Source organism: Gordonia sp. SGD-V-85 (genome assembly GCF_001456905.1).
GTDB lineage: Bacteria > Actinomycetota > Actinomycetes > Mycobacteriales > Mycobacteriaceae > Gordonia > Gordonia hongkongensis.
In genome coordinates, this window is the sequence record NZ_LNQO01000002.1 from 208,985 (window position 1) to 222,634 (window position 13,650).

At 70.3% G+C, this 13,650-nt stretch carries 13 protein-coding genes; 10 read left to right on the plus strand and 3 right to left on the minus strand.

Annotated elements, in window-relative coordinates; all coding sequences use genetic code 11:
• Window positions 1-136: 136 nt before the first annotated feature.
• From AS181_RS03000 to AS181_RS03020, 5 genes are all read left to right on the plus strand, one after another.
• Window positions 137-1,144 carry an acyl-ACP desaturase gene (locus AS181_RS03000; protein WP_058250123.1) on the plus strand — a complete coding sequence of 336 codons (1,008 nt, stop codon included), beginning with the start codon at window positions 137-139 and terminating at the stop codon, window positions 1,142-1,144.
• Window positions 1,145-1,185: 41 nt separating this feature from the next.
• Window positions 1,186-1,452 carry a hypothetical protein gene (locus AS181_RS03005; protein WP_091344227.1) on the plus strand — a complete coding sequence of 89 codons (267 nt, stop codon included), beginning with the start codon at window positions 1,186-1,188 and terminating at the stop codon, window positions 1,450-1,452.
• A 28-nt stretch (window positions 1,453-1,480) separates the two neighbouring features.
• Complete coding sequence (cobA, locus tag AS181_RS03010) at window positions 1,481-2,785, plus strand: uroporphyrinogen-III C-methyltransferase (RefSeq protein WP_231742230.1); 1,305 nt, start codon at window positions 1,481-1,483, stop codon at window positions 2,783-2,785.
• A 189-nt stretch (window positions 2,786-2,974) separates the two neighbouring features.
• Window positions 2,975-4,420 carry a DHA2 family efflux MFS transporter permease subunit gene (locus AS181_RS03015; RefSeq protein WP_175404267.1) on the plus strand — a complete coding sequence of 482 codons (1,446 nt, stop codon included), beginning with the start codon at window positions 2,975-2,977 and terminating at the stop codon, window positions 4,418-4,420.
• A gap of 30 nt (window positions 4,421-4,450) precedes the next feature.
• Window positions 4,451-4,990 carry a pyridoxamine 5'-phosphate oxidase family protein gene (locus AS181_RS03020; RefSeq protein WP_058250125.1) on the plus strand — a complete coding sequence of 180 codons (540 nt, stop codon included), beginning with the start codon at window positions 4,451-4,453 and terminating at the stop codon, window positions 4,988-4,990.
• A 22-nt stretch (window positions 4,991-5,012) separates the two neighbouring features.
• Here the strand turns inward: AS181_RS03020 and yaaA are convergent, their stop codons facing one another.
• The gene (gene yaaA / locus AS181_RS03025) at window positions 5,013-5,795 is read right to left on the minus strand and encodes a peroxide stress protein YaaA (RefSeq protein ID WP_175404252.1); all 783 of its coding nucleotides are present in this window, start codon (window positions 5,793-5,795) and stop codon (window positions 5,013-5,015) included.
• Here yaaA and AS181_RS03030 point away from each other — a divergent pair.
• Entirely contained in the window at window positions 5,794-7,524 is a 1,731-nt protein-coding gene (locus AS181_RS03030) for a proline--tRNA ligase (protein ID WP_058250303.1), read from the plus strand. The two genes, yaaA and AS181_RS03030, sit on opposite strands and share 2 nt — an antisense overlap.
• Window positions 7,525-7,530: 6 nt before the next feature.
• On the opposite strand, the gene AS181_RS03035 is transcribed toward AS181_RS03030, so the two are convergent.
• Together AS181_RS03035 and AS181_RS03040 are read right to left on the minus strand one after the other, a co-directional pair.
• Window positions 7,531-8,016, minus strand: a complete 486-nt coding sequence (locus AS181_RS03035) for a ferritin-like domain-containing protein (protein WP_058250127.1) — start codon at window positions 8,014-8,016, stop codon at window positions 7,531-7,533.
• Window positions 8,013-8,576 carry a hypothetical protein gene (locus AS181_RS03040; RefSeq protein ID WP_058250128.1) on the minus strand — a complete coding sequence of 188 codons (564 nt, stop codon included), beginning with the start codon at window positions 8,574-8,576 and terminating at the stop codon, window positions 8,013-8,015. Before AS181_RS03040 ends, AS181_RS03035 begins: the two co-directional genes overlap by 4 nt.
• Window positions 8,577-8,672: 96 nt before the next feature.
• Here AS181_RS03040 and rimP point away from each other — a divergent pair, with 96 nt between their 5' ends.
• The 4 genes from rimP (at window position 8,673) to infB (ending at window position 13,637) form a co-directional block, all read left to right on the plus strand.
• Entirely contained in the window at window positions 8,673-9,269 is a 597-nt protein-coding gene (gene rimP / locus AS181_RS03045; protein ID WP_058250129.1) for a ribosome maturation factor RimP, read from the plus strand.
• 16 nt (window positions 9,270-9,285) lie between these two features.
• Window positions 9,286-10,296: a transcription termination factor NusA gene (gene nusA, locus AS181_RS03050; RefSeq protein ID WP_058250130.1), complete on the plus strand. Its 1,011-nt coding sequence runs from the start codon at window positions 9,286-9,288 to the stop codon at window positions 10,294-10,296.
• A 101-nt stretch (window positions 10,297-10,397) separates the two neighbouring features.
• On the plus strand, window positions 10,398-10,682 hold the full coding sequence (locus tag AS181_RS03055; protein ID WP_058250131.1) for a YlxR family protein: 285 nt from the start codon (window positions 10,398-10,400) through the stop codon (window positions 10,680-10,682).
• A 99-nt stretch (window positions 10,683-10,781) separates the two neighbouring features.
• Complete coding sequence (gene infB / locus AS181_RS25600) at window positions 10,782-13,637, plus strand: translation initiation factor IF-2 (protein ID WP_058250132.1); 2,856 nt, start codon at window positions 10,782-10,784, stop codon at window positions 13,635-13,637.
• Window positions 13,638-13,650: the final 13 nt, after the last annotated feature.

The following is a 13,650-nucleotide window of genomic DNA, read 5'->3' on the forward strand; positions in this document are numbered from 1 at the left end:
GTCTGAAAGTACCGGATGTGCGGCGCCGGGAAGTCGCGACGTCGGACCCCATACATGCGGGACCTTCGCCTCACGAGCACCACCCGTCCCGCCGCGCAGAGTGGATGGTACGACCCCGCTGTGATCAGGAGAGCACGTGACCACCCTCATCGGACCCCCCGACGCCGAACCCGCCGACCGCGGCATGACCGGTTCGGATCTACTGCGTGAACTGCTGCCCGTGTGCGAGACCGAGGTCGAGCGGCACATGAAGATGACGCGCGACTGGCACCCGCACGACTACGTGCCCTGGGACGACGGACGCAACTTCGCAGCTCTCGGCGGACTCGACTGGGATCCGTCGCAGTCGCGGCTCTCCGATGTCGCCAAGGCCGCGATGATCACCAATCTGCTCACCGAGGACAACCTGCCGTCGTACCACCGGGTGATCGCCGACAACTTCACCCTCGACGATGCCTGGGGCTGGTGGGTGGGGCGCTGGACGGCCGAGGAGAACCGCCACTCGATCGTGATGCGCGACTACCTGGTGGTGACCCGCGGTGTCGACCCGGTCGAGCTCGAAGAGATACGCATGGCGCACATGACGTCGGGATTCAACCCGCTGCCCGACGACGACGGGCAGCGCGACCACAGCTTCGACATGCTGTTCGCGGTCGCGTACGTCAGTTTCCAGGAACTGGCCACCCGGGTCTCGCACCGCAACACCGGGAAGGCATGCGGGGACCCGATCGCCGACCGCATGCTGCAACGTGTCGCGGCCGACGAGAACCTGCACATGCTCTTCTACCGCAACATCGTCGCCGGCGCGCTCGACCTCGTTCCCGACCAGACCATGGCCGCCATCCACGCGATCGTGACCAACTTCCAGATGCCCGGCGCGACCATGCCGAACTTCCGGCGCAACGCCGTGTTGATCGCCAAGGGCGGCATCTACGATCTGCCGCAACACATGTCGGATGTCGTCATGCCCGTGCTGCGGAAGTGGCGCATCTTCGAGCGCGACGACTTCGGGCCGGTCGGCGAACACTACCGCGAACGCCTCGCGGAGTTCCTGGAGGAGATGGACGTCAAGGTGCGCAAGTTCGAGGAGTCGCGGGAGCGGGCGTTGCAGCGCCAGCACGCACGGGAACTGCGGGCCCGGTGACCGACGTGACCGTGACCGACGTGACCGTGACCGACGTGACCGTGACCGACGTGAGGGGGGCCGGCGCGCGGCCGTCCGCCTCCGCCCCTGCCGGTTTCGCCACCGCGATCGCCATGGCCGAGGCCGCCGCGGACCGGAACCCGCTGTGGTGGAACCAGATCCGGATCAACGCCGACGACTCGCTGGACGCCGCGTTCTGCACCTCGAGCCTGCTCGGGGCGCTGCTGCAGTCCGCGGCCCACCGGCTCGGTGTCCCGGCTGCCGATGTGTGGGCCCACGTCCGGCGGACGGGTGAGTTGCCGCTCTAGATCGGCTGTCCCGGTAAGGTCAGCTCCCATGTCCGAGCCTGACTCCGCCCTGTCGAATGTCCCGGGGTCGAATGTCCCGGGGTCGAATGTCCCAGGACCCCCGCACGTCCCCGGGCCCGACGCCTTCCCCTCCGGAGAGGGGCATTACCTGGTCGGCCTCGACCTCCGCGGACGCAAGGTCGTCGTGGTGGGCGGCGGGTCCGTCGCGCAGCGGCGGCTGCCCAATCTGGTCGCCGCGGGTGCCCACGTGCACGTCATCGCGCTCGATCCCACCCCGGCCGTCGAATCCTTCACCGGCATCACCGTCACCCAGCGCCGCTACGCCGACGGCGATCTGGAGGGCGCCTGGTACGCGATGGCCTGCACCGACGATCCCGCCGTCAACGAGGCGGTGGTGGCCGAGGCCGAGCGCAGGCACACGTTCTGCGTCCGGGCCGACGACGCCCGCCACGGCACCGCCGTCACCCCGGCGTCCGGCCGTCACCGCGACGTCCAGTTCGGCGTCCTCGCCGGCGGCGACCACAAACTGTCGGCCGCACTCCGAGCCGCGATGAGCCGTGCCCTCGCCGAGGGGTCGCTGAGTGTCGACGACGCCGCCCCGCACGCCGCGGGCGTGGCCCTCGTCGGTGGCGGTCCCGGCGACCCCGACCTGATCACCGTCCGCGGCCAACGGCTCCTCGCCGAGGCCGACGTGGTGGTGGCCGATCGGCTCGCGCCCCCCGAACTGCTCGCCGAACTCGGCCCGCAGGTCGAGGTGATCGACGCCGCCAAAGTGCCCTACGGCCGCGCGATGAAGCAGGAAGCCATCAACGACGTCCTCGTGGAGAAGGCCAAGGAGGGCAAGTTCGTGGTCCGCCTCAAGGGCGGGGACCCCTATGTCTACGGGCGGGGTTTCGAGGAACTGCAGGCCTGTGTGGCCGCCGGGGTCCCGGTCACCGTGGTGCCGGGGATCAGCAGCTCGATCGCCGCACCGGCATCGGCGGGCATCCCGGTGACGCACCGCGGCGTCACCCACGAGGTCGTGATCGCCTCGGGCCACGTGCCGCCGGGCCACCCCGACTCGCTGATCGACTGGTCGGCCATGGGCAAGCTGCGCGGCACCCTGGTCCTGATGATGGCGGTCGAACGCGTCGAGGTCTTCGCCGACGCACTGCTCGACGGCGGCCGGCGGCCCGACACCCCGGTCGCGATGATCGAGAACGGATCCCTGCCGACCCAGCGTCTGCTGCGTACCGATCTCGCGCACGCCGGCGAGGTCGCGGAGGCGCAGGGGCTGCGTCCGCCCGCGATCGTCGTCATCGGCGACGTGGCCGCATTCACCGAGGGCGCCTGAACAGATCAACCCAGACCGAATCAACGCAGATTGGCATGTCCCGGCGATCGGCCGGTACGGTCGTTCTCTATGTCGACTCCCGGAGCTGCGAACACCGGAACCGTGAACACTGGAACGGTGAACACAGGAACGGGGAACAGCGAGCAGTTCCGTCCGGTCTTCGGCCTGCCGATCCTGGTGCTGTCCGGGATGCAGTTGCTCGTCGTGCTCGACGGCACCGTGGCCGCGCTGGCGCTCCCGAGCATCCGCGACGCGCTCACGCTCTCGGAGTCCAGCGCCAATTGGGTCATCAGCAGCTACGTGCTGGCGTTCGGCGGTCTCATGCTCCTCGGCGGCCGTCTCGGTGACACGTTCGGCCGCAAGCGGATGTTCATCGTCGGCGTGGTCGCCTTCACCCTCACCTCGCTGCTGTGTGGACTGGCCTGGAACGAGGCGAGCCTCCTCGCCGGCCGGGCCCTGCAGGGCGCGTCGGCGGCGATCGCGGCGCCCACCGCCATGGCGCTGGTCGCCACCACCTTCGCGCCCGGCAAACCGCGCAGTCAGGCCTTCGCGGTCTACGCGGCCATGACCGGCGTGGGATCGGTGGCCGGGCTCATCCTCGGCGGGGTGCTGACCGAGCTGTCGTGGCGCCTGGTCTTCCTCATCAACGTGCCGATCGGTCTGATCGTCGTCGTCGGGGCGATCGTCGCGCTGCGGGAATCCCAGGGTGAGCGGCTGCCCCTCGACGTGCCCGGCGCGGTCCTCGGCACCCTCGGTTGCACCCTGCTGGTGCTCGCGGTGAACGAGGGGCCCAACGGTTGGACGGCGCCGGTCGTGGTCGGCTCGTTCATCCTCGGCGCCCTCGCCCTGGCCGCGTTCATCGTGGTCGAACGGCGCGCCCGGAACCCACTGCTGCCGTTCTCCCTCTTCGACAACGGCTCACGCGTCGCAGCCCTGCTCGCCATCCTGCTCGCCAGCATGATCATGATGTGCATGGCGGTGTTCATCTCGCTGTACCTGCAGGGCATCCTGCAGTACTCGCCGATCCAGAGCGGGCTCGCGGTCGTGCCGTTCGCGTTCGGGCTGGGCATCGCCGCGGCGATCGCGTCGAAGCTGGCGCTGATGATCCAGCCGCGCTGGCTCGTCCTGGTCGGCGGCGCGGTGATCCTCGTCGGCTGCCTCTACGCATCGTCGATCGCGACCGACTCACCGGACTACTTCCCGAGCATCTTCGTCCCCGTCGTCGTGATCGGCTTCGGCGTCGGTCTGGCGGTCATCCCGCTGACCCTGTCCGTGGTGGCCGGGGTGGGCACCACCGAGATCGGCCCCCTGACCGCGCTCGCGCAGGTCGCGCAGAACCTCGGCGGGGCCGTCGGCCTGGTCGTCGTCGGTGCGATGGTCACCTCGCGCGCGCTGTCGAAGGGCGGCACCACCGCGCCGGTCGAGACGATGAACCCCACCCAGCTCGCCGCGCAGGCCGAGGGTTACGGGCTGGCCTTCGCCGCCTGCGCTGGCATCGCCGTCCTCGCCGCGGTCGTGGTGTTGTTCATGCGGTTCACGCCGGAGCAGGTCGCCGAGGGACAGGCCGCCCAGGAAGCCGCCGACGCCGGGCTCGACGCCGAGCCGAACACCCCGGGGTCCGACACCCGGCGATGAATTCCGGGCGGACGCACGGTCGGTCCCGGTATGGATGCCAAGAATCTCGCTGAGCTCTACGACATCGGCACGCTCGACTGGCAGCCCGTCGCGGCCCGACTGACCGCCGGGGTGTCCCAGGCACCCGGGACCGGTGGCCCCGACCGGCACACGTGGTGGATCGCCACGATCAACGCCGACGGCAGCCCGCACGTCACCGGCATCGGGGCGCTGTGGCACCGGGACGCGATCTGGCTGGAGACCGGTCGGTCGACCCGGAAGGCGCGCAACCTCGCCCGCGACCCGCGCTGCACCCTGTCGGTGGCACTCGACGAGGCCGACCTGGTGGTCGAGGGCGACGCGAACCTGGTCACCGAGCCCGCCGTCGTCGCCGAGATGGCGGAGCTGTGGGCGAGCGACGGGTGGCCGTGCCGTGTCGATGAGTCGGGTGCCGCGCTGACCGCCGACTTCAGTGCGCCGTCGGCCGGCCCGCCGCCCTGGTACGTCTACCGGGTGACGCCGCGGCGGGCGACCGTCCTGCAGACCGTGGAGCCCGGTGGCGCAACCCTCTTCGACTTCGACGCGCAGTAGCGTCGTGGATCTCGGTGCCGGGTCAGTCGGTCAGTACGACGATGCGGTCCGGCGCTTCGATCTCGACCCGCTGCCCGGCGTCGGCGAGGACCGCGGCCACACCGTTCACGTCGCGTACGGAACGCCGCGTGCGGACCAGCTCGCGGGCCATCAGACCTTTGTAGTGCTTGTTGAAATGGCTGACCACCTTGCGTGAGCCGTCCGGTTGTTCGGTCATCACGGTCGCCGTCACCGCGCCGCGCACCGGACCGAGCTGGTGGTAGACGCCCGAGCGCAGGTCCACGACGAAGTCGTCGACCGCGTCCAGCGCGGGGGACAGGTCCGGTTTCCACAGCGCCGCCAGCGTCGGCATGTCGGGCAGCTTGGAACCGCCCGAGAGCCGGTACGCGGGAATCGGATCGGGTGCCCGCACGACACCGAACAACGCCGACCCGATCGCCAGCCGGTCGGACGCCTTGGTCTTGCCCGCCCGGGTCAGCGACCGGTGATCGAGGGCGTCGTAGAGGACGCCGGTGTAGCGCTCGAGAGCCGGCCGGGTGGGGGACAGCCACAGGTCGGCGTTGCGGTCGACCTCGTCGAGCTGGGTGGCGCCGAGCCCGAGCGCGGTACGACTGGCCTCGAGATCGGCGGCCAGGGCGACGAGCGCCTCGGCGACCTGCTTGCGGACCGGGTTCAGCTCGGGGAAGGACAGCGTGTCGAGATCCAGGGGAGCGCCGCGCCCGCCGTCGGATTTCGTTTCGGAGGGAGGCAGGATGACGAGCACCGCAACACCATAACTAAGCTGGTTGGTCGTGATCACACGCATGTCGACCCTGTTCCTGCGGACCCTGCGCGACGACCCCGCCGACGCGGAGGTCCCCAGCCACAAGCTGCTGGTCAGAGCCGGCTACATCCGCCGGGTCGCGCCCGGTGTGTACTCGTGGCTGCCGCTCGGTCTACGCGTGCTGAAGGCGATCGAGAACGTCGTCCGCGAGGAGATGAACGCCATCGGCGGCCAGGAGATCCTGCTGCCCGCCCTGCTGCCCCGCGAGCCCTACGACACCACCAACCGCTGGACCGAATACGGCGACTCGCTCTTCCGCCTCAAGGACCGCAAGGGTGCCGACATGCTCCTCGGCCCGACCCATGAGGAGCTGTTCGCGACGCTGGTCAAGGGTGAGTACTCGTCGTACAAGGACATGCCGGTCATCCTGTACCAGATCCAGACCAAATACCGCGACGAGGAACGGCCGCGCGCGGGCATCCTCCGCGGCCGTGAGTTCGTGATGAAGGACGCCTACTCCTTCGACCTCGACGACGACGGACTCAAGACCGCCTACAACGCGCACCGCGAGGCGTATCAGAAGATCTTCGAGCGGTTGCGGATCGAGTACGTCATCGTCGCCGCGACCTCGGGCGCGATGGGTGGCAGCGCCTCCGAGGAGTTCCTGGCCGAGTCCGCGGTCGGCGAGGACACCTTCGTGCGCTGCGTCGAATCCGGTTACGCCGCGAACGTCGAAGCGGTCATCACCCGTGCGCCCGATCCGCTGCCCTACGACGACCTGCCCGCGGCGGTCGTCCACGACACGCCCGGCACCCCGACGATCGACAGCCTGGTCGACTGGGCGAACGCGACGCTCGACGGTCAGTACACCGGCGCCGACACCCTCAAGAACGTGCTCGTGAAACTCCGTGTGCCGGGCGGTGACTGGGAGGTCACCGGCATCGGTGTCCCGGGCGATCGCGAGGTCGACTTCAAGCGTCTCGAGGCGTCCGTCGAACCCGCCGAGGTCGAATTGCTCACCGACGCCGACTTCGCCGCGAACCCGTTCCTGGTCAAGGGATACATCGGACCGAAGGCGCTGGCCGACAACGGCATCCGCTACCTCGTCGATCCGCGGGTGGTCGAGGGGACGTCCTGGATCACCGGCGCCGATGAGCCGGGCCGGCACTACGTCGGTCTGGTCGCCGGCCGCGACTTCACGCCCGACGGGACGGTCGAGGCCGCCGAGATCCGCGACGGCGATCCGTCGCCGGACGGCGCCGGACCCCTGGTGAGCGCCAAGGGCATCGAGATCGGGCACATCTTCCAGCTCGGCCAGAAGTACACCGACGCCTTCGAGGTGGACGTCCTCGGCGAGAACGGCAAGCCGGTCCGCCTGACCCAGGGTTCTTACGGTGTCGGGGTGTCGCGCCTCGTCGGGGTCATCGCCGAGCAGTCCCACGACGACAAGGGCCTGCGCTGGCCGAAGTCGGTGGCGCCGTTCGCGGTTCACCTCGTCATCGCCAACAAGGACGAGGCCGCCGTCGCCGGCGCCGAGCAGCTCGCCGCCGACCTCGACGCGGCCGGTCTCGATGTGCTCCTGGACGACCGGAAGGCGTCGCCCGGAGTGAAGTTCAAGGACGCCGAACTCCTGGGGATGCCGACCGTGGTGGTCGTCGGTCGCGGATATGCCAACGGCACCATCGAGATCCGCGACCGCTTCACCGGTGAGGCCACCGAGGTCGCGGTCGACACCGCGGTCGACGCGGTGGTGGCGGCCGCCCGCGGCTGAGGCGGCTCAGCCGTCTGCGGGAGACCCGGGGAACGCCACCGTGACCGGGCTCTCCTGCAGAGCCACCCGCCAGCGCGCGGCGCGCACCGCGCTCTCCGACAGCCCGTCGGCGCCGATCCGGCGTCCGGTCTCGTCGTCGGCCTGCTCCAGCAACGCACGATAGGCGCTCGCACAGTCGTTCTCGGCGCCGAGCGCGGCGCGGGCCGCCGTGGTCGGGTCGGTGACCTCGATCGGCAGCGTGTAGCCGGCTGCCGCCAGCGGCGGTGTGTTCCCCGCCGCCTCGATCGTCCGGTCGATCTCGTCGCGTCGGGCGCGATGGGCGTCGGCGTACTCGGCGACGGTGCGTCGACGGGAGGCGGCGACGAAGGCGGTGATGACGCCGTAGGTGAAGATCGCGGCGTTCTCGGTCTCGGCGGCGACGACCAACGGGTCGTCGGGATCTGCTTGCGCGGCCGGTGAGTTCGACGCCGGTGTGTTCACGGGGGACGTCATGCCAGTTGCACCTCTCGCATCGAAGTGACCGCCGCGGCGACCGACCCGGTCAGCCCGGCTGCGTACCCGGCGGCGCCGAGCGCGACCCGGCGGGCCTGCCCGGCCGCGGCGTCGAGATCGACGCGCAGTCGAGCCAGGGACGGTGCCGCCGGTGGGGCACCCGCCGGGGATGTCGAGGCGGTCGCCGAGGTGGCGGGACGGTCGAGTGTCGCCGCCACCTCCTGGTCGAGCCGGATGATCTCCTCGCGCAGTGCGCGAGCGTGCTGGGCGCGCTGATCGGCCACGACACCGAGTGCGGTGGCGTAGGCGGGCTCGACGGCGACCAGGGCGCGCGCGGTGCTCTCGTCCGCGGACGCCGAGCGCACCAGGGGCACCAGGCTCTCGGCCAGCAGGGTCTCCGCGGAGGGCGACGAATCGCAACCGGTCAGTCCGACGCCGGCCGCCCCGGCACCGACGACGACGGCGCCCGCGAGGAGTCCGCCGCGCAAGGCGGTGCGCCGGTCGATCGGGTGCCGCAGGGTCCGTCGCTCGATCGGGGGCATGCTCACCCGGGACATCATGCCAGCAGTTCTCCGCGCGATCGATCCACTAGGATGTTCGGAGCAACGTCGTGCGAGACCCGGCACGGCCCGACAACTGAAGACGAGGGGAGTGGCATGCCGATCAGCCCGACGCAGGTGCGCGAACTCGTCGAAAAGCTTGTCGCCGAACGGGGATTCGACCTCGAGGACATCACGGCGCGCAGCCGGGACGGCCAGGAGGAACTGTCGATCGTGGTCGACCGCGACGGTGGCAGCGACCTCGACGTCCTCGCCGGACTGAGCACCGAGATCTCCGACCTCCTCGACGCCACGCCGGACTTCGCCGACCTCGCCTACGTGCTCGAGGTGACCTCGCGCGGCGTCGACAGCCCGCTCACCCTGCCGCGGCACTGGCGTCGCAACACCGGTCGGCGCGTCGTCGTGGGGGTCGCCGGCGGACCCGGATCGCAGCCGCGCACCGTCGCCGGACGCATCGGCAGGCTGCTCGACGACCCGGCGCCGGCGGTCGAGGTGGTCGCGAACCACAAGGGGCGGATCGCGGTGGAGACCGTCGACCTCGCCTCAGTGACCGAAGCCGTGGTGCAGGTGGATTTCTCTCAGCCGAGCGTGCGCGAGCTCGAACTGTGCGGCCTCGGACCCGACGAGATCGAAGCGCGCCGCGCCCCCGCGGCCGCGCGACAACTGAACACCACAAATGAACACGACAAGTGAATAGGAGACCGACGACATGAACATCGACATCGCCGCCCTGCGCATGATCGAGGCCGACAAGGGCATCTCGATCGAGACCGTCATCACCGCCATCGAGACCGCCTTGCTGACGGCCTACCGCCACACCGACGGTTTCGCGCCGCATGCCCGTGTCGACGTCAACCGCAAGTCCGGCGCCGTCCGCGTGATGGCGCAGGAGGTCGACCAGGACGGGAACGTCGTCCACGAATGGGACGACACCCCCGAGGGTTTCGGCCGCATCGCGGCGACGACCGCACGGCAGGTCATCCTCCAGCGCCTGCGCGACGCCGAGAACGAGAAGAACTTCGGCGACCTCGTCGCCCACGAGGGTGAGATCGTCGGCGGCGTCGTGCAGCAGGACTCGCGCGCCAATGCACGCGGGATGGTCGTCGTCCAGATCGGCAGCGACGCCAATTCCACCGAGGGGATCATCCCGCCCGCCGAGCAGGTGCCCGGCGAGGTCTACACCCACGGCGACCGGATCAAGTGCTACGTCGTCGGCGTGAGCCGCGGACCCCGCGGTCCGCAGATCACCCTGTCCCGGACCCACCCGAACCTGGTGAGGAAATTGTTCTCCCTCGAGGTGCCCGAGATCGAGGACGGCAGCGTCGAGATCGTCGCCGTGGCGCGCGAGGCCGGCCACCGGTCGAAGATCGCGGTGCACACCGGCGTGGCCGGCCTCAACGCGAAGGGCGCGTGCATCGGTCCGATGGGCCAGCGCGTACGGAACGTGATGAGCGAACTCGCCGGCGAGAAGATCGACATCATCGACTTCGACACCGACCCGGCGGTCTTCGTCGGGAATGCGTTGTCGCCCGCGAAGGTTGTCTCGGTGACGGTCGTCGACGCCGCCGCCAAGGCCGCGCGGGTCATCGTGCCGGACTACCAGCTGTCGCTGGCCATCGGCAAAGAGGGCCAGAACGCCCGGCTCGCGGCCCGGCTCACGGGGTGGCGGATCGACATCCGGTCCGACGCCGCGCCGGCGGCCGAGGGCGGGCCGGAGTGACGCGCAGCGGCCGATTGTCCCCGCCGGGCCCGCTCGCGCTAGACTGATCGATGGTTCAGCGATCCGCCCCCCGTTCGCCAGCCGGCGGCACACCCATCCGGATGTGCATCGGTTGCCGGCAGCGGGCAGAGGCCGGCGAGTTGGTCCGTGTCGTCGCACAGCTGTGCGGTGACACCCCGACAGTCGTGGTCGATCCCGCGAAGACCATGCCGGGACGAGGCGCGTGGCTGCACGCGCGGTCGGAGTGCATCTCCACCGCGACGCGACGCCGGGCCTTCGCCGCGGCACTCCGGACCCCCGGTCTGACCGTGGACCCGGACGATCTCACCGAACAGCTCGGCGCGATCACCCACCAGAGGATGGCTCCCCGGAGCCGGAACAGGTAGCAGAAGACATGAGCACACCGTGAAGTCACGATGAGCATGTACCGGACTTAAATCGAGGCCGTAGCGGGTGAGCCGCTTGGCCTCCAAGTGAGGAGAGCAGTGGCAGGCAAAGCCCGCGTGCACGAACTGGCCAAAGAGCTCGGCGTCACGAGCAAGCAGGTGCTCGAGCGTTTGAAGGAGCAGGGCGAGTTCGTCAAATCGGCGTCGTCGACGGTGGAGGCCCCCGTGGCCCGTCGACTGCGTGAATCGTTCCCCGGCAAGGACGGGGGAGCCAAGGACTCGAAGTCGTCCCCGGCCCCCGGCCCGCGCCAGAGCGCCAAGCCCGGACCCAAGCCGTCCGGCAACACGAACGCACCGAAGCCCGGTGCACCCGCAACCCCGTCGGCGCCGGTCGCCGATCGTCCGAGCCCCGGCCCGCGCACCAACGCGCCGAAGCCGGGCGCACCCAAGCCCGCGCCCGCACCGGCGGAGACCCCGGCCCCGGCGCCCGCCCCCGCGGCGGAACGTCCGAGCCCGCGTCCCGCTCCCGCGGCACCGGCGCCGCAGGCCCCGGCCGCGTCGGCAACACCGTCTGCCCCCACGTCGAGCCCGGGGCCGCGTCCCGGCCCGAAGCCGGGTCCGCGTACGCCGCGGGTGGGCAACAACCCGTATTCGTCGGCACCGGCGCCCGCGCCGCGTCCGGCTGCCCGTCCCGGACCGGGTCAGGGCGGTCCGCGTCCCGGCGGAGGTCGTCCCGGCGCCGCCGGCCAGGGTGGTCCGCGTCCCGGTGGCGGTCGTCCCGCTCCCGGCCAGGGCGGTCCCCGTCCCAATCCCGGCAACATGCCCCCGCGTCCGAGTCCCGGCGCGATGCCGTCACGCGCGGCCCGTCCTGACGCCCGTCCGGGTGGTCGAGGCGGTGCCGGCGGAGGCCGTGGTGGCCCCGGCGGCGGCGGTGGTTACCGCGGCGGCGGCGGAGCCGGTGCACCGGGAGGACCTCCCGGTGGCGGTTTCCGCGGTCGTCCCGGCGGCGGTGGCGGTGGCGGCCGTGGACGCGGCGGCGCAGCAGGCGCCTTCGGTCGTCCCGGTGGTGCACCGCGCCGTGGTCGCAAGTCGAAGCGGGCGAAACGCGCCGAGTACGAGAACATGCAGGCACCGGCCGTCGGTGGCGTCCGGCTGCCGCGCGGCAACGGCGAGATCATCCGTCTCGCCCGCGGTGCGTCGCTGTCCGACTTCGCCGACAAGATCGACGCCAACCCGGCTTCGCTGGTCCAGGCGCTGTTCAACCTCGGCGAGATGGTGACGGCGACCGAGTCGGTCAACGACGAGACGCTCGAGCTGCTCGGCTCGGAGATGAACTACCGCGTCCAGGTGGTCAGCCCCGAGGACGAGGACCGCGAGCTGCTCGACAGCTTCGACCTCACCTACGGAGAGGACGAGGGCGGCGAGGAAGACCTCGAACAGCGTCCGCCGGTGGTCACCGTCATGGGCCACGTCGATCACGGTAAGACCCGACTGCTCGACACGATCCGTAAGGCCAACGTCCGGGAGGGCGAGGCCGGCGGCATCACGCAGCACATCGGTGCCTACCAGGTGAACACCCACCTCAACGGTGAGGATCGCCTGATCACCTTCATCGACACCCCGGGTCACGAGGCGTTCACCGCCATGCGTGCCCGCGGCGCCAAGGCGACCGACATCGCGATCCTCGTGGTCGCGGCCGACGACGGCGTCATGCCGCAGACGGTGGAGGCGGTCAACCACGCCCAGGCGGCCGACGTGCCGATCGTGGTCGCGGTGAACAAGATCGACAAGGAAGGCGCCGACCCGCAGAAGATCCGCGGGCAGCTGACCGAATACGGTCTGGTCCCCGAGGAGTACGGCGGCGACGCCATGTTCGTCGACATCTCGGCCAAGCAGGGCGAGAACATCGACGCGCTGCTCGAGGCCGTCCTACTCACCGCGGACGCGTCGCTGGACCTGCGTGCCAACCCGGACATGGACGCCCAGGGTGTCGCCATCGAGGCGCACCTCGACCGCGGCCGCGGCCCGGTGGCGACCGTGCTGGTCCAGCGCGGCACGCTCAAGGTCGGCGACTCGATCGTCGCCGGCGACGCCTACGGACGTGTCCGACGCATGGTCGACGAACACGGCGACGACGTCCCCGAGGCGCTGCCGTCGCGTCCGGTCCAGGTCATCGGCTTCACCTCGGTCCCCGGCGCAGGCGACAACCTGCTCGTGGTCGAGGAGGACCGCATCGCCCGGCAGATCGCCGACCGGCGCAACGCGCGCAAGCGCAACGCGCTGGCGGCACGCAGCCGCAAGCGGATCAGCCTGGAAGACCTGGATTCGGCTCTCAAGGAGACCAGCCAGCTCAACCTCATCCTCAAGGGTGACAACTCGGGTACGGTCGAGGCCCTCGAAGAGGCCCTGCTGAACATCGAGATGGGCGACGAGGTCTCGCTGCGGATCATCGACCGCGGTGTCGGTGGCGTCACCGAGACCAACGTCAACCTGGCGGCGGCCTCGGATGCGATCATCATCGGCTTCAACGTCCGGGCGGAGGGCAAGGCCACCGAGCTGGCCAACCGCGAGGGCGTCGACATCCGGTACTACTCGGTGATCTACCAGGCCATCGACGAGATCGAGAGCGCGCTCAAGGGCATGCTCAAGCCGATCTACGAAGAGGTGGAGCTCGGCCGCGCCGAGATCCGCGCGATCTTCAAGTCGTCGAAGGTCGGCAACATCGCCGGTTGCCTCGTGCAGTCGGGCATCATGCGGCGCAACGCCAAGGCCCGCCTGCTGCGCGACAACGTGGTGGTCGCCGAGAACCTCACCGTGTCGTCGCTCAAGCGTGAGAAGGACGATGCCACCGAGGTTCGCGAAGGCTACGAATGTGGTCTCACGCTGACCTACTCGGACATCAAGGTGGACGACGTGATCGAGACCTACGAGCTGCGGGAGAAGCCGCGCGACTGATCGCGGCGACGAC